At 45.0% G+C, this 19,936-nt stretch carries 16 protein-coding genes; 5 read left to right on the top strand and 11 right to left on the bottom strand.

Annotation, left to right across the window (positions count from 1 at the left end; all coding sequences use genetic code 11):
• Positions 1-7 precede the first annotated feature (7 nt).
• The 3 genes from silB to silC all read right to left on the bottom strand — a co-directional run bounded on the left by silB (position 8) and on the right by silC (position 3,180).
• Entirely contained in the window at positions 8-1,300 is a 1,293-nt protein-coding gene (silB, locus tag ACJ9Y9_RS22585) for a Cu(+)/Ag(+) efflux RND transporter periplasmic adaptor subunit SilB (protein WP_000157620.1), read from the bottom strand.
• A gap of 113 nt (positions 1,301-1,413) precedes the next feature.
• Positions 1,414-1,767, bottom strand: coding sequence for a cation efflux system protein CusF (cusF, locus tag ACJ9Y9_RS22590; protein ID WP_001246155.1), 354 nt, complete (start codon positions 1,765-1,767; stop codon positions 1,414-1,416).
• 27 nt (positions 1,768-1,794) lie between these two features.
• Positions 1,795-3,180: a Cu(+)/Ag(+) efflux RND transporter outer membrane channel SilC gene (silC, locus tag ACJ9Y9_RS22595; protein WP_000475506.1), complete on the bottom strand. Its 1,386-nt coding sequence runs from the start codon at positions 3,178-3,180 to the stop codon at positions 1,795-1,797.
• A gap of 189 nt (positions 3,181-3,369) precedes the next feature.
• Here silC and silR point away from each other — a divergent pair, with 189 nt between their 5' ends.
• From silR to ACJ9Y9_RS22615, 4 genes are all read left to right on the top strand, one after another.
• Complete coding sequence (silR, locus tag ACJ9Y9_RS22600; protein WP_000697968.1) at positions 3,370-4,050, top strand: copper/silver response regulator transcription factor SilR; 681 nt, start codon at positions 3,370-3,372, stop codon at positions 4,048-4,050.
• Positions 4,043-5,524, top strand: coding sequence for a copper/silver sensor histidine kinase SilS (gene silS, locus ACJ9Y9_RS22605; protein ID WP_000555736.1), 1,482 nt, complete (start codon positions 4,043-4,045; stop codon positions 5,522-5,524). The genes silR and silS overlap by 8 nt, the downstream gene beginning before the upstream one ends.
• Positions 5,525-5,768: 244 nt before the next feature.
• Positions 5,769-6,200: a silver-binding protein SilE gene (gene silE / locus ACJ9Y9_RS22610; RefSeq protein WP_000790485.1), complete on the top strand. Its 432-nt coding sequence runs from the start codon at positions 5,769-5,771 to the stop codon at positions 6,198-6,200.
• A 147-nt stretch (positions 6,201-6,347) separates the two neighbouring features.
• Positions 6,348-6,698: a DUF305 domain-containing protein gene (locus ACJ9Y9_RS22615; protein WP_000647571.1), complete on the top strand. Its 351-nt coding sequence runs from the start codon at positions 6,348-6,350 to the stop codon at positions 6,696-6,698.
• A 168-nt stretch (positions 6,699-6,866) separates the two neighbouring features.
• On the opposite strand, the gene ACJ9Y9_RS22620 is transcribed toward ACJ9Y9_RS22615, so the two are convergent.
• The 8 genes from ACJ9Y9_RS22620 to ACJ9Y9_RS22655 all read right to left on the bottom strand — a co-directional run bounded on the left by ACJ9Y9_RS22620 (position 6,867) and on the right by ACJ9Y9_RS22655 (position 18,189).
• Positions 6,867-8,693, bottom strand: a complete 1,827-nt coding sequence (locus ACJ9Y9_RS22620) for an AAA family ATPase (protein ID WP_001239419.1) — start codon at positions 8,691-8,693, stop codon at positions 6,867-6,869.
• Between the two features lie 563 nt (positions 8,694-9,256).
• A complete protein-coding gene (locus ACJ9Y9_RS22625) occupies positions 9,257-9,556 on the bottom strand; it encodes a helix-turn-helix transcriptional regulator (protein ID WP_001097216.1) in 300 nt (99 codons plus the stop codon).
• Positions 9,557-9,908: 352 nt separating this feature from the next.
• Entirely contained in the window at positions 9,909-10,835 is a 927-nt protein-coding gene (locus ACJ9Y9_RS22630) for a hypothetical protein (RefSeq protein WP_000262423.1), read from the bottom strand.
• 11 nt (positions 10,836-10,846) lie between these two features.
• Positions 10,847-12,403 carry a TnsD family Tn7-like transposition protein gene (locus ACJ9Y9_RS22635; RefSeq protein ID WP_001324699.1) on the bottom strand — a complete coding sequence of 519 codons (1,557 nt, stop codon included), beginning with the start codon at positions 12,401-12,403 and terminating at the stop codon, positions 10,847-10,849.
• A 40-nt stretch (positions 12,404-12,443) separates the two neighbouring features.
• Positions 12,444-13,892 (bottom strand): ATP-binding protein, encoded by a 1,449-nt coding sequence (locus tag ACJ9Y9_RS22640; protein ID WP_001049180.1) that lies wholly within the window; start codon positions 13,890-13,892, stop codon positions 12,444-12,446.
• Positions 13,892-16,015, bottom strand: a complete 2,124-nt coding sequence (locus ACJ9Y9_RS22645; protein ID WP_235172751.1) for a transposase — start codon at positions 16,013-16,015, stop codon at positions 13,892-13,894. Before ACJ9Y9_RS22645 ends, ACJ9Y9_RS22640 begins: the two co-directional genes overlap by 1 nt.
• The gene (locus tag ACJ9Y9_RS22650; RefSeq protein WP_000090707.1) at positions 16,002-16,844 is read right to left on the bottom strand and encodes a TnsA endonuclease N-terminal domain-containing protein; all 843 of its coding nucleotides are present in this window, start codon (positions 16,842-16,844) and stop codon (positions 16,002-16,004) included. The genes ACJ9Y9_RS22645 and ACJ9Y9_RS22650 overlap by 14 nt, the downstream gene beginning before the upstream one ends.
• A gap of 142 nt (positions 16,845-16,986) precedes the next feature.
• Entirely contained in the window at positions 16,987-18,189 is a 1,203-nt protein-coding gene (locus tag ACJ9Y9_RS22655; protein ID WP_407221115.1) for an NAD(P)/FAD-dependent oxidoreductase, read from the bottom strand.
• 228 nt (positions 18,190-18,417) lie between these two features.
• On the opposite strand from ACJ9Y9_RS22655, the gene pitA reads away from it, so the two are divergent.
• Entirely contained in the window at positions 18,418-19,917 is a 1,500-nt protein-coding gene (gene pitA, locus ACJ9Y9_RS22660) for an inorganic phosphate transporter PitA (protein WP_028018333.1), read from the top strand.
• Positions 19,918-19,936: the final 19 nt, after the last annotated feature.

Here is a 19,936-nt window from a genome sequence, read left to right on the forward strand (position 1 = left end):
CGTCTCCTCAGTGCCCTGAATGCATATTTACAGGCTGGTCAGACATTGCTGGCATACTGCTTTCTGTTTTTTCAGGGTGGCGCATACGTTCCAGTGCGCCCGTAATATTGGCTTCAGAGTCAATGAGGAACAGGCCACTGACCACCACGGTATCGCCTTCATTCAGGCCGGAGCCGATGCCGGACTGTTGCTGTGACTCATGCAGAACGTGGATCTGTTTCGGCACAAACTTGCCTTCATCATCAACAGTAATCACGCGCTGTTCTTTGCCGGTATCGATAACGGCCTGGCTTGGTATCAGCAGCATCTCCTGGCTTCTGGTATTCAGTTTCAGATAGGCATTCATGCCCGGCTTGAGAAACTCATCCTTATTAGAAACCTGGAGACGGACCTGAAGCGTACGGGTTGTCTGATCCACGCTGGGAAGAATATTCCATTTTTCGACATGGAATGTTTTATCCGGATAAGCCGGTACCGAAATTTCAAACTGCGACGTATCTTTCAGCAGATAGGCGATAGATTCTGGCACTGCAGCGCTGATCCAGACCGGGTCCATTCCCTGAATCTGAGCCACCACCTTATCTTTCGAAATATTCATGCCGGTGCGCAGGTCAAATGCAGTAATGACACCATCAATAGGTGCTTTAATGGTAAAACGGGTCTGAATGCTCCGGGTAGAACGCAGTCTCTGAATATCCTCTTCCGGCATACCTGCCAGGCGAAGCCGTTCCAGAACGCCTTTAATTTGCGTGGAAGTACCACCGGTGCTGGATAACAGAAGGAATTCACTCTGTGCTTCCACCCAGTCCGGAATGGTAATATCGATAAGTGGCGTCCCCTTCTTCACATGATCGCCAATCGTCATGGGGTAGACTTTTTCGACAAACCCGTCAGAACGCGCCTGCACAATAACAAACTGATACTCGTTATAGCTGACATTAGCCGGGATTGTCTGAGAATAATTCAGCATTCCTCGCGTGACTTTTTGCGTTTTTAATCCCAGATTCTGAACCTGGGTTGGGTCGATACGGATCCCGCCACTGCTTTTATCGCCACTGTCATCAGCATATTTTGGCACCAGGTCCATATCCATAAAGGGCGATTTTCCGGGTTTATCAAATTTGGTATCCGGTTTCATTGGGTCATACCAGAAAAGCACCTTTCGTTCCGGTGCCTTTTGTTCTGTTTTTTCTGTCTTTTGTGCTGAGTTTACATACTGCCAGGCAGTAACCGATATCAGCCCCCCTGCTATGAGGCTGCTGATAATTATTGCAGCATATTTTATCTTTAAAGAAGCCATACAATTTTCCGCTAAAAAATCAAAACACCTGGCATATGCGCCTGACGGTTAACTCACACATATACCTATGTGAATGTACAGGCGCACAGGATGTAATCGCTCCGGACAGCCAATCAGGACTGCGTCACGTTAATGCTTTTGAGTAAGGAGATATTGCCCTGCTGAATAAACGAGAAATCGACATGGTTGCCTGTTTTCAGGGCATTAATAGCATCGTCTGCATTAACAAAAGTAAAGCGCATGGTCATTGCAGGCCAGCCCACCGCTGGAATTGCTTCATGCGAAATGGTGATTTTCTTAGTATTCATATCAATGTCTTTAACGACACCGGTGCCCTTGATAACTTGCTGTACCGAAGCATCACTGGCAGTATTCATATCGCCATGCTGATGTGTTTCAGCATGAAGACCGGCAGAAAACATGACAGAGAAGGCACCAAATAAAACGGCTTTAAGTGAATTACGCATTTTAATTTCCTGATTAATTAAATAAATTTACTCTACCCAACCGCCACCCAGCGCGGTAAACAGATTAATTTCGTTAACCTGCCGGGAATAGGTAAGATCGAGAATGGTTTGCTGGGTAGCGAAGAGGGAACGTTCTGCATCCAGCACTTCGATGTAACTGACAGCACCACTTGCATACAATCCTCTGGCACGCTGGAGAGTTATCTGAAGTGAATCAAGATAACGCTGCTGTGACTCAAGTTGCTGGCTAAGGCTGTCGCGCAGCGCAAGCGTGTCGGAAACATCCTTAAAGGCTGACTGAATTTTTTGTTCGTAATTAACCACCGACTGTTGCTGGCGAATTTCAGCCAGCTTCAGATTGGCTTTATTCCTGCCAGCATTAAATATAGGAATTTCAATTTTAGGGATAAAATTCCACATTCCACTTCCTGACGTAAACAGGCTGGACAGCTCCGTACTGCTTGCGGAAAGACCACTGGTCAGGGTAATTGAGGGGAAAAAGGCCGCTCGCGCTGCGCCAATATTGGCATCAGCCGCTTTCAGCTGATATTCCGCTTCCATAATATCCGGTCGCTGCAGCAAAATTTGTGAAGACAGATTTGGTGGCAATTTTACTGGGGCTATCTCCCCGCCTTTCATCCCTTTTTCTGACGGAAGTGCGCGGTACGTTCCCAGCACCAGTTGCAGGGCATTGTTTGCCTGAGCCAGATCGCCTTCTCGTTTGGCTATTTCGGCGCGGGTACTTTCGATTTGTCCTCGCGCCTGTTCAAGTGCCAGAACGTTCGTACTCCCGGTCACGAGCTGCTGCTCAACGAAAGCATAGGACTGTTGATAATTTTTCAGCGTTTCCCGCGCAATACGAAGTTGTTCGTACGCCAGTTGCTGGCTGAAATAGCTTTGTGAAACGTTGGATACCAGCAGGATGTGTACGGCCCGACGGGCTTCTTCGCTGGCAAAGTAGTTCTGGCGATCAGCATCACTCATGTTCTTAAGTTTGCCGAAAAAATCGAGCTCATAGCTGAGCTCCAGTCTCGCGTCGTACTCCTGTGTGGTCGGCTTGTCACCTTTCAGACCACCGCTGTATGTTATCCCGGATGAGGCATTCAGCTGGGGATAACGATCTGCATCCGTGACGTTGAACTGGGCTCGGGCCTCTTCAACCTTCAGGGCAGCCATTCTCAAATCACGGTTATTAGTCAGAGCTTCACCGATCAACCGGGTAACCTGGGGATCGACAAAAAAGTTACGCCAGCCCGTATCCTGATAGCCATTTACCGCTGGCGTCAGGCTGTTATGGGACAGTGAAAACTGCTGGGGTACCGGTGCTGCGGGCCGCTGATATTCAGGCGCAAGCGACACGCAGCCTGCCAGGATGAATATCGTGCTAATGCTGAGTAATTTTAATTTGAACATAACGCTTCTCGTCCAGGCAGACCTGGTAAATGGTTCAAATGAAGTCCAGAGTATTGATAGGGGTACTTTACCTAACGCTCTCTGTTTGCCGGGTGACAGGATAATGACAATGTTGTCATTTTTGCTGTAATCCGTTGATAACGATCGTGGGCGCAATAGAATGACATTAGCAGCCAGCCGGGGAGCAAGATGAAAATATTGATCGTCGAAGACGAAATTAAAACAGGTGAATATCTCAGCAAAGGGCTTACAGAGGCAGGGTTCGTAGTGGATCACGCTGATAATGGTCTTACCGGATATCATCTCGCCATGACAGCCGAGTATGATTTAGTCATTCTGGATATCATGCTACCTGATGTGAACGGCTGGGATATCATCCGCATGCTGCGCACTGCCGGAAAGGGTATGCCGGTCTTACTGCTGACAGCCCTCGGCACGATCGAACATAGGGTCAAAGGACTGGAACTGGGTGCGGACGATTATCTGGTTAAACCCTTTGCGTTTGCCGAACTGCTCGCCCGGGTGAGAACCCTTCTGAGGCGGGGAAACACGATGATCACGGAAAGCCAGTTTAAGGTGGCTGACCTCTCGATTGATCTCGTATCCAGAAAAGTCAGTCGCGCCGGAAACCGCATTGTGCTCACCAGTAAAGAGTTCAGCCTGCTGGAATTCTTCATTCGCCATCAGGGAGAGGTTCTTCCCCGCTCCCTGATTGCCTCTCAGGTCTGGGACATGAATTTTGACAGCGACACTAATGCGATCGATGTCGCAGTAAAGCGACTCCGCGCTAAAATAGACAACGATTACGAGACAAAGCTGATCCAGACAGTCCGGGGCGTGGGCTACATGCTGGAGGTCCCGGATGCATAGCAAACCTTCCAGACGCCCTTTCTCGCTCGCTCTGCGGCTGACCTTTTTTATCAGCCTGTCCACGATACTGGCTTTTATCGCATTCACCTGGTTTATGCTGCATTCTGTTGAAAATCATTTTGCCGAGCAGGATGTCAGCGATCTTCAACAAATCAGCACCACACTGAACCGTATACTGCAGTCCCCGGTGGATCCGGATGATAAAAAAATAAGCAAAATAAAGGAATCAATTGCCAGCTACCGCAACGTTGCCCTTTTGCTCCTCAATCCCAGGGGGGAAGTGCTCTTTAGCTCAGCTCAGGGGGCGGCACTACGCCCGGCAGTGAATTCAGCAGATTTTAGCGAGCACAGCCGCGCACGGGATGTCTTTCTCTGGACGGTGGAGGATCCTGCGGGACCGATGGATACCGGGTCCGAAATGAAGATGGAAACATACAGGATTATCGCCTCCTCTGGTCAGGCGATATTTCAGGGCAAACAGCAGAACTATGTCATGCTGACTGGCCTATCCATTAATTTCCATCTCCATTACCTCGATGCGCTGAAAAAGAACCTGATTGCGATTGCCGTCGTGATAAGCCTGTTGATTGTTCTGATCATTCGAATCGCTGTCCGTCAGGGGCACCTGCCCCTTCGTAATGTCAGCAATGCCATTAAAAACATCACCTCCGAGAATCTTGATGCGCGACTGGAACCGACACGCGTTCCCATTGAGCTGGAGCAACTGGTTATCTCGTTCAATCATATGATTGGAAAGATTGAGGATGTCTTTACCCGCCAGGCCAATTTCTCTGCCGATATCGCGCATGAGATCAGAACGCCCATCACCAATCTGGTGACGCAGACTGAAATCGCACTGAGTCAGGATCGAACACAGAGGGAACTTGAGGATGTCCTCTATTCCAGTCTTGAAGAGTATAACCGGATGACCAAAATGGTCAGCGATATGCTGTTCCTGGCACAGGCAGATAATAATCAGCTGATACCTGACAGGGTCATGTTTGACCTCAGAGCGGAAGTCATGAAAGTCTTCGAGTTTTTCGAAGCCTGGGCCGAAGAACGCAATATCACGCTCAAATTTAACGGGATGCCCTGCCTGGTTGAGGGAGATCCACAAATGTTCAGAAGGGCGATCAATAATCTGTTATCCAATGCCCTGCGTTATACCCCGGAGGGACAGGCAATCACCGTCTCAATAAGAGAGCAGGAGAGCTTTTTTGACCTTGTGATTGAAAATCCGGGGAAACCAATCCCTGAAGAGCATTTATCAAGGTTGTTTGACCGTTTTTATCGGGTGGATCCGTCCAGACAACGAAAAGGAGAAGGCAGCGGCATCGGCCTTGCGATTGTGAAGTCAATCGTGGAAGCACATCACGGAAGAGTGCAGGTGGAATCGGACGTACACTCAACGCGTTTTATCTTATCCGTGCCCAGACTGGAGAAAATGATTCCGGACACCCAGTGCTGGGAATAAAGATTTAAATGACAAAGATGTCATTAGCCTGTCATGCAGCAAACAGAAGCCATTCGATATAATTAGTGCAACTTATCAGGAAGGCTGGATTGCTTTATCAATATCCGGCGTCAGTGGACGCCAGGAAATGAATATCCAGTCCCCTCCCGGAGAAATAAACACTTCCGAACCTGTTTCAGTTATGGAACTGAAAACACCGGTTGTACTCCCCCGGACATCACTAATTAAGAAATGGAGAGTTATCATGAAAAATATCGTATTAGCATCCTTGCTGGGCTTTGGCTTAATTTCTTCGGCCTGGGCCACTGAAACCGTGAATATCCATGAGCGGGTCAACAATGCACAGGCACCTGCTCACCAGATGCAGTCTGCTGCGGCTCCTGTCGGGATCCAGGGGACTGCACCTCGTATGGCCGGTATGGACCAGCATGAACAGGCCATTATTGCTCATGAAACCATGACGAACGGGTCGGCGGATGCGCACCAGAAAATGGTGGAAAGTCATCAGAGGATGATGGGAAGTCAGACCGTTTCCCCTACCGGGCCGTCGAAGTCATTAGCGGCAATGAATGAGCATGAAAGAGCTGCAGTTGCCCATGAATTTATGAATAACGGTCAGTCTGGCCCACATCAGGCCATGGCCGAAGCGCATCGTCGCATGCTCAGTGCAGGCTGACGGCGAGGGAAGTATCTGTGCTGTCCTTATTTCCTTGATAGATTTTTCCGTAACCGGATATATGGCAACATCTTTGCCCCCTACAGGGGGCATTTTTATCAGATTCTGCTACAGTTAACGGGCATCAACGCTAAAAGGATATTTTTTATGAAAGCCAGAAACACTTTATTTGCAGTATTAATGTTATCCCTGCCAGCGATTTCAGCAGAACATTCAGAAATGAAAATGACTGATATGTCTACCTCGGCTTCGTCACAGGAATATATGGCTGGCATGAAAGACATGCATGACAAAATGATGGCTGCCGTAAATGAGTCCGATCCCGACAAGGCTTTTGCGAAAGGCATGGTAGCGCACCATGAAGGGGCAATAGCAATGGCTGAGACCGAGCTCAAATACGGAAAAGATCCGAAAATGAGAAAGCTCGCGCAGGACATCATTAAAGCTCAAAAAGGTGAAATTGAGCAGATGAATAAATGGCTTGATAGTCAAAAGTAAACATTGTAGAAATGTCACGACAAGCGTGATTTTACATCGTTCCTGGGCGCGGGAGTCGGTTAATCTTTATATAATTCAAACCCGATTAATTTCGGGTTTTTACTACTCTGTACTCCGGTCCTTTGTTGAGGACCGGAATATATGCACCTGAGATGCTTATTTAATACATTATCTCGTCATGGATACAATGTCGCTCAGGATCTCAACCAGCTCGCTTCTCTCCTGCGTTCCGTCATGATAGGTTGATCTTGAGATGATTCTTTCTGATGTCATCTGAGGCCAGAATTTATCTAGTACATTATCGGGTTTCATTCCCACAGCCCGGCCGATTATTTTTTTAGCGTCACAGGTGTCCGTAAACGTGACGGCTACACCAGTAATTTCCTCGATAAGATCCGGGCACAGATAGTTTTCTATCTCACGTTTGCGCGTAGCGAAAAATACCTTACCGGCCTCCTCTACTTCTTTTTTACGCTTCTGGATGGACAGAACCTGTGCAGGGTCTCCCCCAATATCGGAGTCCAGAAATACGCACCAGGGAAGCCCCAGATCTTTGGCCAGATTCAATGTAACCCAGTGTTTGACGCTACCACACCCTCCTATGAGGACTGGCACTATTTTCACGTCCTCCAGAGAGGCTGGCAGCGCACCTGACTGTTTTAATGAACTGGCCGCATGCCTCAGGAAAGTAACATCCGACTTTCCCTCTACCAGAACAATCCCCTGCGCCCTTTCCATACCGGTCTCTGGCAGCACCCCCAGGCTTTCAGTGGCTTCCTTCAGCACTGCGTCATCCGGCATTTTTACTACGGGTTCACCCGCCTCATTTCGGGTAACATAACGTACGCCTTCGACAGGGATTAATCCGGCCAGCGCCGGGACATGGGTGGTGACGATAATCTGACGGTGCGGCTGGCCTGCCAGTGCCAGTAACGCTTTCATCAGCATCATCTGATAGTTCGGATGCTGTGACGTTTCAGGCTCCTCTATGGCATAAATCACATTTCTGGGCGTCCCCGCGACATTCTTTTCAGCCTCAGCCCGAAAAAAATTCAACAGGATAAGCCTCCTTATCCCGCTGCCGCGCTTATTGATGGGGATGCCATTTTCCCCGTCCAGGGTGAAATTGAAGGTCCACTTGGGTTTCTCCTTAAATCGTGGAGTCAGTTCACTGGCGAGTTCGGGGGCCATTTCACGTAATTTATCCAGCGTTCTCTGTGCGACATCCAGGACGCTGTCCTGAATCTCATTTTCCAGCGCTGTAATTTTGTCCTGCAGCGCAGCCTGAGCGTCTTTTACGGCCTGCTGTAAGGGGTTTTTAGCTTCGGAATCCCCGTCGCTGCTTTCCCTGTCGGCTTTGAAAATCGCATACGTGGGCAGCAAATCGAGGATCTTACCCCATAATGATTTTGTGTCGGTTCCGAACTCTTTATCGACATCCAGCATAATTTCCGAACAGGTATAGGGGGCTGCGGCTTCCCTGATGGCCTGACGCCATAACGATGCAGTGCGTTTATCCGCCACATTTTTTTCAACTTCTTTTCCCACCGCCTTGAGCTCAGAAATTTTCATGCCCAGTAAATTTCTCAGGGGCTCCTCATCCGGGTGGATGCAGCGGATGCAGGTCTGCTCCGGTTTTCCTGAGGTCGTTGCTTTAAACGTTTTGACGATTTCAAAATTGCCGTCCTCATTCAGCAGATGTTCTGAGGCGAGCGTGGTCTGCACCCTGTCGTCGATCATGATAAAATCGGGCAGGTCATCAAATTCACAGGCTATTTCAAAACGGCCGTCCCCTTCTCTTAGGCTGAAACAGTTCATGTCATTCTTGTCAGCCTTCATTCCTTCTGTTTCAAAAAAAATAGCCAGCGCTTCCAGAAGCGTTGATTTCCCAAAGTCATTACGACCGACAATACCCGTCATGCTTTCATCAATAATGATTTCAGTAGAGTTTCTGTAGCCTCTGAAGTTTTTCAGTTTTAATTTTCTGAGCCGCATATGAAGTCCTGTGTGTAAGAAAGCGTTTTGCTGCAACCTGAATACAAAATATATTTTCAAATGCCTGCCAACAAGCAGGGATAACCGTTATTCAGAATATCTTAACGACATTTCGGGATTATGATCTGGTCGCGCTTTCAGAACTTTACTGCCCCTCAAAACACCGGAAACTAACTTGTGGTTGGTTACATGGCAAAGTTAAAACTCCAGAATCACGGGTAATGATTTCAATGCTTATTATATTTTTTGGAATTGACTCATGAGCTTTATAATTTAAATGATAATAATAACCATTCTTTTATGCGTAATATTTGCTACTGACACTGATGAATTTAAAAGAAGATAGATTTTCATTTACGGATTATTTCCTAAATTCATCGATAATGTGATCGACATAAAATTTTCACTGAAGAATGAAGAGATAATTTAAGGCCGAGCGAAATAGCTCAAAATGGTGTATTTAACATAACAGAAGAAATGAAAGGCTCTATCGCAACCTGATACTTCAGGCCGCTAAGGGGTTAATCTTGTTGAAGAAAAATTAGACCGGGAAGCGCCAGGCGTCACCATTTCTCCCGCCTGGCTGGAAGTGAAGAATAATTGTGCATAGCTCCGTATTCGGGCTTTGCATCTGACAATGGTTCCCTGGATGAAAGTACGATCTCCACTCCAAGGACGCTGAACACCCTAAACAAACGCTCAAAACCCGCACTTGCAGGGTTGGCCTCTAGTCGGGCATAAGTTTGCTGTGTTATACCCAAACGTTCAGAAACATCTTTTTGCGTCAGTCCATTGGCTTTGCGAAAGCCGATTAAAACAGGACGTAACTGATTCAAAGTCTTCAAAGCGTATTGAGTGTTCATAAGTGACCTTCCGTATCGACGAGTTAACAAGCATAACGCAGGGATTTACAGCATATAGGCTGTAATGCTCATTAACAGACTATAGGCTGTAATACGAATCCTGCCAAGATGCGGCATCTTTCAAATACAAGGCCGTATTGGGTAAGCAGTACACCGTTATATAGCACCCCTTGCCCCTTTGCTGGAGAGGGACCCACGTGATCGCAGGTCTTTTAGACGTTGTTGCTAACCGGCATCATACACAGGTGGTAACCCCCAGGGAAACTCTATGAGTGATAATTTATTCCTGCCCCAGTCAAAATATAAAACCTTATCTAACTAGCTTTCTTAGTATTTTATAAATGAAGTGAAATTAGCGAAGAAGTTTTACATTGTAAAGTGAGCAAAAATATTTACCATTCAACTGGCAAAATTTACAATCTGCAGCCCTTAGCCTGAGAAAATGCACATTAACAGAATAATCATCAAGTCCGATAGAGGCATAACTTACGTCCTCAAAAATATCAGAAATAAATGAGTTGAAATTACAAAAATTAACTTCACTTAACATCTTGAACACCGCAGAAATATATCTATCATGCATTATCTTGACTTCGATAACCTTAGATAAACTTGAATGCGACTTACATTTGAAGAGATCAAAGAGAAAGTAAATCAGCATATTTTTATTGTCCGAAATCCATTTTAAAATTTTATTACGTGCACATGGTAATATATACACTGGATTTTTGAAAGGGTTTGAAACGTCAACCACAAGGGAACAATAACCATGAGGATTTATTCCACTTATAATTAAGTCACTAAGTCCTTTCACTGCATTCAAATAGTTATCAAAACAAACCTCATATAAACTGGTACTATGAACTGCACATTTAGATTCAAACAACCATCTATGACGCAGATAACCAATGCCTTTAGAGTGTATATCTTCAACAATACATTTGTGACAGTAACGAATGTTTGAGATGTTTACCAATGGATATGAATTAGTTATGTGAAAATTTTTCCGACAGGCATCTTCAACAGCGTTAAAATACCCGTAAACACCAGAAGATAACGACACTATATTGGAAGTTAGTATATAACCATTTCTAGTGGCAAGAATGTCATATATATCCTGCAAGCTATGCAATTTGTACATATCAATCAGTTCGAAACGAGGAAAGGCATCGTACCTTAGTGCGCCATGCTTTGATATTATGTTCCTGCAATTGGATAAGTTATACATTATCTGTGAACGCAGAAGAAAACTGTGCCACAATTCATTTTCGTAAACCATATAACTCCCTCTTATTTAATTAGTTCCATTTTTCTGAGAAGTATCATTGTCATTGGTAGTTTATCTCTGTATTTCAAAAGCCAGCCATGCCCTCCCAGTAAAGCATCTAGACTTGTAAGTGACATCGAGTACTGCCCCTGAGATAAAACATCATTTATTAATGATGATGAGATAATATCTCTCTCGCTCCAGTCTACTCTTTTATTTTTATAGCATCGTATTGTTTTAGGAAGACAGGAATTAAGCCAGTCACATTCATGTTTATTTAGCCAATAGAAACTTGCATAACAACTTTCTTTGACTAACTTTCGTGTTATAGAAACGGATTGATTATGTATAAATCTTAATATTTTCTGCTTATGACGCCGTCTTAAAGAATCTTTTTTACATTTTTTACGCCATGAGCATAAACCGTAACAAGATGAAATTACAGAGGATACAGCTCCTTCCGATAATGAGTTTTTCTCAGCTATGGATGCCAGACTAAACCCCCTTACAGCCATAGACTTGATAAGCAATTCAGTGAATATATTAATTTTTGTGTTTCGCTTAAACGCCCTCAGGTATTTTTTATAAATAAGTGTTTTAATGTAACATCTGCTGCGACTAAATTCCTTCCCAAGGTTGCTAACACTAGTATTATTTTCAACTATATGAAAACTGTATTTCTTATGACTTTTAAAGATTTCTTTCTTTTTATTAGTACGACTTCCTGCATACGTTGGCCAGCAAGTATTTAACAAACAATAACAAAGCAAAAGATGCTTTGTGGGATGCTGACAACATTTGTCTTTGAGTATAGGCTCCCAGTAATGATAATCAGTTAGGGATGTTGGTATAAGTCCCGATGAACCCTCCCCAAATAACTGGCACTTAGCATAAACATGTGCGTAGAATACATTTTTCTTTAAATTTCCATCCAATGATAATAAATTCAACTTTTTAAGTACATCCATGTAATTGGGGTGTGTAATATCTTTTCTTCTGATTATATTTAGGGACTCATAACAAAACTTAGCAAAATCGAAGTCTATCTCATTGCTAAGTTGTTCTGTATACGAAACAGGAGGCATCAGTCCAATACGTATGTGCGGTGAAGAAGGGACATGGATGCTTTCAAGCGCTACCGGATGCCGATGGCAGGTTGTAACCCCATGAAGCTGATGCGCCAGATGCCAATAAGTAACACCATAATGAAAAGTATCTTCACGAGCGCAAACCGGGCAAAACTTCAATAGTGTGCGCTGCCCTAGTGAAAAATTACTAAGGCGGCACAATCGATTAAGCCTGGCAGGGGTCGTGTTGAAATCCATAATTTCATTACGACTGATTGGTAGTGCCCAGGCAAAAAGAGGGAGTAAAGTCTGTTCATGCCAGAGCTGATCTGCACTTTCGGATGTATGAAGAGAAATAGCCTTTAATCCTGAATTGAGAATTGGATGGACGTTCATATCAGGTTTGTTGAAAATGATCGTTAACAGAGAAGATGGGGACATACCGTACACGGTAGTTGTCCGACAAAACCGGCTGAACAAGGATTCATCAGGCAAAACAGGCAACATTCTCATTTCCCACACCTCTCTTTGACCGTTACGAACTGTTACCTCATTACAATTTATTAAGTGGATCTATATTTATAAGCCCGCAACGCTGAAGAGCATCGTAGGTATTTTTCTTTTCAGCTGTTCTGTTGATAACAAGATCGTGGTCAAGAGACAGTATTTTCTCGTCGAAATTGCGCAAAACCTCGTCTATTTTTCCTACGAATTCCTTGTGCTGTGGCCTGTCTATATCCCCAGGGATCAAAGACTTTAGGGACTTCTCTGCCATGATTTTAGCCGAAGCATCACCCTCATTAGATGCAGAGAGCCATTTAGCTTCCTCATCTTCAGTCGCGGCCCCCGGGAGTGGAGTATCCTTATATTCCTCCGTATGACTCACGAGTACCGGTACAGAGGCCGACAAGACTGCGCCAGTGATGATTTCATTGCCGCTACCGATAACCTTTAATTGTGCCCCCCGATAAATCATCTGAGCCAATCCAATATTGCCTTTAGATAAAATGAATAATTTTTCGTTTAACTCATCATTTAATGGAGTTTCAACATTTGTCCATTGTAATGGCCATAAATAATGAATAAACGATTGCCAGTCTTGTGAATCGTATCTAACATTCTTAATTTTCATGTAACCACCAGACTCTGCCCGCCTGGCAATTCTCATTTTCTTTGTCAGCGTCTCGTCAAAAGGATGATTTCCACAAAAAACCATAGATACCCCCATGGAATCTACAATTTCATGTAAAAAATCAATCAACTTACTCTCACCCCCGGTTCTTGAAAATTTAAGCCTCTGCATTTCATCAATAACAAGGATACCCAAAAATGATGATTTAATTCTTTGTGCAATCTGGCGAGCCAGAGCACCATTTCTAATCTCAGGTGTAGTTCGTTCAATACCAATTGCATCATCTAATTTTTGTAAAATCTCTTCACAAAGGTCTCTCACACTTGAATTGTATGGACAATTAATCTTTACCCATACAATTTGCTTACTGAAGCCGGGAAAAACTCCTTTATAGCTGCTGTGTTCTATAATCTGAGGGAAATGATCCATGACTTGCTCAATCATGGTAGTTTTTCCAGAACCACTCATTCCAACTATCGTAATAGTTTCAGCCTGGGATTTAAAATATCCACTTTCTGGCTCAATATCAGGACGCTCATTTCCATAGTAATGAAGATATTGAATTGTTCCGCTTTTTAAAGGATTACGAGCTGCATAGCTTTCCCTAAGTGCCCGTAAGATCATCTTATAAGCCTGGATAAGATTGGTTTGAGGGCAACGGAATTTCTTTATACGTTCGACATACTGCTCTCTAACATTCGCCGGGGCAGTCCAGCGGATTTTTTCGTCAATTTCGGGGAAATAACTCATTTCCAGAAGTACTTCATCTTCCGTAAGCGCTTCAGGAAGTGCTTCAATTAAGGGATTGCCACGATACTCAGGTAACTCCTGTTCTTTATATATCGCTGAAACGCGCCGTATAAGATTCATTATTCTGCGTCCTCAGTCTTCTTCTTACCTTTTAACCATCTTTGTTTCTCCTCCCGGCCAGGCAAAAGCAGAACATTACTGGATGAAGGAAGTAGGGGTTCAGATCTTCCATTAGCAACATGAGTTCGCCCTAATGAATCAAGTTCATTTTTCCTGTTCTTTTTAATATCTTTACCATGTACCCGGCGAGATTCGTATATTCCATTTAATCTTTCGTTACCTTTCCTGTTAAATTCATCTTTATTATTGATATTGCTGAGCGAATCCAGAGTAAATAAATTAATTTCTTTTTGAGTATCTACCCAATCAGCCATTACATCTGTATCAAGATGAGCTTTCCCTTTAAATACATCTCTTTTCTTAAGTAGGTAATGTTTTTTGAAAATGCTATTTTTGTCAAATCTTACATATATATAATCTACGCAATTGTCATCTATTCTTGCTTCACAAGTGGTTCTTCCAAATACTCTGACACCTGATGCAATTTCAGGATCACATTCATAAAAAAGATTATTGTACTGAATCCCACCGGCGGTAATGTTAGCGTTCACAGGGATTAACAATCGTGCGATCACTTCGTCGGCCCCAACGGCTCTTGCGCTGAATCTCCCGTGCTTTAAGCTTATCATCCAACTATTTTTTGGTGATATTACGAGATCATTTTCAATCAGTAAGGGATTGATATAAGCCAGTTCCTCATACGTTCTCTGATTATGTGCAAGTATCTCCCGAATCAGTAAAGACGTGACCTCCTGAATCGTTAAACAAGCCCTGGATTGCGGTGTTGGCTCTCCTTTAACAATCTTTCCCCTTCGTGTTGTTCCAATAAGCCTATGAATAACCTCATCATTCAGAATGCCGAAACAGCGTTCAACAATGCTTTTTCTGTCGCCTCTACCGACTGGCGCAAACTCAAGTTTTGTCAGGGGGGTCATCTCTTCCTGAGGTTTAAGACCAATCATCTCCCCGTTGTCACACATCAATGTTAATGGAATGTGAGAACAAGGCCAATCATCATCAGTAATAGAGATTCCAAATAATCTACAATATTCTTTTTTTGGCATAAAGCAATTTGCTAACGCTTGTCGGGCGGCTCGCCATGAAGCATGGTATAAAGAAACATGAAGGCCAACAATCATTCTTGTTGCACGATCCACCACTGTATAAATAGTAGGACGCCCAATGACTTTTCGTCTGTTTAAACTCGAAATAAGATGTACATCAGCGACAGTTGAGTCTATTTCGAAAACATCACCCGGCAAAACAGTTGTATTAGCCACACTACCTAAAAGCGCCCGCATTTTGAGGTCTATTTCTTTTTTCGTGTTCTTCTTATTTATCGAGAAATCTTTAGTGAAGAGTTTTTTATTCCAGTATGAAAATTGTTTTAAAGAAGGAACATATGGAGCTCTATTTTCTAGGTTTGCTGTTTTAATTTCATCCCTAAAATACAAATCAATATGTCTCTCTAATGTTTTCTTTATCGTATCTCCGTTAACTTTATAATGATACGTAATGAGAGATTTTCTAATATTATTTATATCTCTTTCATTAAGAATGAAAACACGTGATCGTTCATTAGGTAATGCTCTGTTTTTTTTGGAATTCCCAAGTTTAATTTCATGTTTGATTCTACTTTTCCCAGCGGCGCCACAGTTCGAGAATGCGGGTAGCAATGCATAAATATCCTGCCCATGTCGCCAATACAACGCCAGAAGCGTTCTGATAGTATATTGTGATATTTTTTTATTTCTTGAGTAATCCATTAAAAGGTGCGACTTTTTATGTAATGCATAGTCGAACAGAAACATTCTGTCATCTACAAGATCTTTAATGATATTGTAATTTTCATCTCGCCTTCCTCTGTCTTTATCTGTTAATTCTTTCTCATCTACTAACATATATGAAGGATATATATAATCTTTACAAGTTATGCTATTTGATTCAATATAATATTTAAACATTGAAAATGAGAAAGGGATTGGCTTACCCGTTCTTTCTGATTTTATTTTAAACAAAATTAACAAATCGACCTTTCTGTCAAAATCCAAAACACGGTAAAGTCCCTCTGCAAGCAAATCAGTGCCTTGAGAGAGCCAGACTGAATTCCTAATAATATCCATTTGCGTTCAGTCCTATATAGTGGTCATTGGAAATTATCTTTATCAGACCGGTTTCGAGTATTGGATATGATAAATCAACATTTATCATTTTTAATCCAATCATTGCCTGCAATAACATCATCGCTTCTTGTGCGTCTACCCCAAAGATTGATGAAATCATTGCACGTAGTCCTACTATGGGATAAACATCTGGTTTAAGCTTCCATAGGATTTTATCAAGAGGATATTTATCATAAAATTCAGAACCATCTCTTAATACAGAAGTAGCCCAGCAAATGTTTTTACCGACGACGTTATTGAGTTCCGAGCCAACATAAATTTGAAACTCAACATCAATCAACTGCCAAAACATCCTCTCTATTTCAAGTTTTTGGGCTTCGCGTTCAGGTATGCTCTCGTTATGTTTTACTGCTATAGCTTTGTATCGAAGTCCGCCTTCAGGAGTTCTCAAGGTCAGTAAAAAATCGGTTGTCATAACATTCAGAACTTCGACAGGTACTCCTCTTACTCCCCTCACCATAGGATGTTGAAAATGTAGATGATTTGCTATTTGTTGGGTAAGCCGGAGAGGAAAGAGTGGGAATTGTTCCCGGATATCAATCACCGAGTCATTAAACTCAGCCAGATAGAAAAAGTTACTTTCGACAGAAGAAAGGAGATGATGGTTTCGAAACGTCTTAAGGCCAAAGACTATCGAACGGTTTCCACGGGATTTAACGTCCTGAGCTCTAAGCCAGGGCTGATAACTTTGGCCATAGCCCACTCCTATGCCGTCACCTAGCGCATTTTCATAATCCAAATAGGATTTGAGACGCCTACCCCTAGCCATGATCGTACCCTAAAAACGACATTGATACGTACCTATATGTGCATTTTATAGTCTCCAACCCTATAACCACACATTCAGTAAGTATACAACATTAGCGTCGTTTTTTGAGAATGGTTACAACTTTAGTGCTTTGTGTACAACTTTATTGTCCTCGGACATCTGCCAGAGCCTGAGCACATGCCCAGGCACTTGCCCATGCCCACTGGAAGTTGTACCCGCCAAGCCAGCCGGTGACGTCCATCACTTCGCCAATAAAATAGAGCCCCGGCACGTTGCGCGCTTCCATGGAGCGGGAAGAGAGTTCATTCGTGTCGACCCCGCCCAGCGTGACTTCTGCGGTGCGGTAGCCTTCCGTGCCGTTTGGCTGCACGCGCCAGTTTGTCAGCGTCTCCACCAGCGTCTCCTGCTCGCGGCTGTTAAGCTGCTTGAGCGAAACATCCGGGATCTGCCCCAGCACCTGCAAACATTCCACCAGACGCTTCGGCAGCTGCATTGCCAGGGTGTTTTTCAGGCTCTGATTCGGGTGCGCCACACGCTGCTCGTTGAGGAAGGCATCCAGATCGCAATCGGGAAGCAGGTTAACCGTGACAAACTCCCCCGGCTGCCAGTAGCTGGAGATCTGCAGTACCGCCGGGCCAGAGAGGCCGCGGTGAGTGAAGAGCAGGTTTTCGCGGAATACCGTACCGTCTTCGGCGGTGATGACCGACGGAACCGAGACGCCAGAAAGTGTCTGGAGTTGTTCCAGCAGCGGTTTATGCAGCGTAAACGGCACCAGCCCCGCACGCGTTGGCAGCACCTTCAGGCCGAACTGCTCGGCAATCTTGTAGCCAAATGGCGAGGCACCCAGACCCGGCATAGAAAGACCACCGCTGGCGATCACCAGGCTGTCGGTGCTGACGGTTTCACCGTTGAGTTGCAGCGTGTAACCTTGCTCATCACGCGCAACGTCCAGCACTTCCGTGCGCAGGCGCATCGTTACACCGCCCTTCTCGCACTCGGCCACCAGCATATCGACAATCTGCTGCGCGGAATCGTCGCAGAACAGCTGACCCAACGTCTTCTCATGCCACGCAATACCGTGTTTACCCACGAGGTCGATAAAGTCCCACTGGGTGTAACGCGCCAGCGCAGATTTGCAAAAATGACGGTTTTGGCTCAAATAGGCCGCGGGTTCAACATACAGATTAGTAAAGTTGCAGCGCCCACCGCCAGACATCAGGATCTTACGGCCTGGTTTTTTACCGTTATCCAGTAACAGCACGCGACGACCCGCTTGTCCGGCCATCGCCGCACAAAACATACCCGCCGCACCGGCGCCAATGACCACGGCATCAAACCTTTCCACGTCAAAACCCTCTTTGTTCACTGCCGCGGATTGTAAAGTTTCCTCTGTGGTCACACCAGCGTAAAAAGATATTACAAAGCCATTTCATTGAAATTTAAAGAATATCCTTTCAGGCACTTTTCCCAAATCAGGTGGTATGTCAAAAAAAGTCTATATTTCACTTTGCCCGCCGTGCATTTGTCCTGGATAATGCGCCGCGTTCATGTCCTCAAAATGGCGTAACGTCCTATGCTACATTTGTTTGCCGGCCTGGATTTACATACCGGGCTTTTATTATTGCTTGCTCTGGTTTTTGTACTGTTTTACGAAGCGATCAACGGCTTCCACGACACTGCAAACGCAGTAGCAACGGTTATTTACACTCGCGCAATGCGATCGCAACTGGCGGTTGTTATGGCGGCGGTATTTAACTTTTTTGGTGTCCTCCTGGGCGGACTGAGCGTTGCGTATGCCATTGTGCATATGTTGCCAACGGATCTGCTGCTTAACGTAAGTTCTGGCCATGGCCTCGCTATGGTGTTCTCAATGCTGCTTGCTGCAATTATCTGGAACCTCGGTACCTGGTATTTCGGCCTGCCTGCATCCAGTTCTCACACTCTCATCGGCGCGATTATCGGTATCGGGTTAACTAACGCCCTGATGACCGGTACATCGGTTGTTGATGCGTTAAACATCCCGAAAGTGCTGGGGATTTTTGCCTCGCTGATCGTCTCCCCAATTGTGGGTCTGGTGGTTGCAGGTGGATTAATTTTCATCCTGCGTCGTTACTGGAGCAACACGAAAAAGCGCTCCCGTATTCACCTGACTCCGGCAGAGCGTGAGAAGAAAGACGGTAAGAAAAAACCGCCATTCTGGACACGTATCGCTCTGATCATTTCTGCAATCGGCGTGGCTTTCTCACACGGTGCGAACGATGGTCAGAAAGGCATTGGTCTGGTGATGTTGGTTCTGATTGGCGTTGCGCCAGCAGGTTTCGTGGTTAACATGAATGCCTCCGGATACGAAATCACCCGTACCCGTGATGCGGTGAATAACGTCGAGATCTATTTCCAGCAGCATCCTGATCTTCTCAAGAAAGCGACCGGCGTTGACCAGTTGATTCCTTCTCCGGAAGCAGGCGCTACCACCGTACCAGGCGAGTTCCACTGCCATCCGGCAAACGCGATTAACGCGCTGGAACGTGCGAAAGGCATGCTGGGCACTATCGAGAGTTATGACAAACTGACCGTTGAACAGCGTGGTCAGCTGCGTCGCATTATGCTGTGCATCTCTGATGTGACGGATAAAGTGGCGAAGCTGCCTGACGTGAATGCTGATGACCAGCGTCTTCTGAAGAAACTGAAAGGCGATATGCTCAACACCATTGAGTACGCGCCAATCTGGATCATCATGGCGGTCGCGCTGGCGCTCGGTATCGGTACGATGATTGGCTGGCGTCGTGTGGCGACCACCATCGGCGAGAAGATCGGTAAGAAAGGCATGACCTATGCGCAGGGTATGTCCGCGCAGATGACGGCAGCCGTGTCTATCGGTCTGGCGAGCTATACCGGTATGCCAGTGTCTACCACCCACGTACTCTCCTCGTCCGTGGCAGGTACCATGATTGTTGACGGTGGCGGTCTGCAGCGCAAAACCGTGACCAACATTCTGATGGCCTGGGTATTCACCCTCCCGGCCTCTATCCTGTTGTCTGGTGGTTTGTACTGGATTTCGCTGAAGCTGATCTAATCAGTTGAAGGCGACAAAA

This window comes from Enterobacter sp. CPE_E1241, assembly GCF_045618265.1.
Lineage (GTDB): Bacteria > Pseudomonadota > Gammaproteobacteria > Enterobacterales > Enterobacteriaceae > Enterobacter > Enterobacter adelaidei.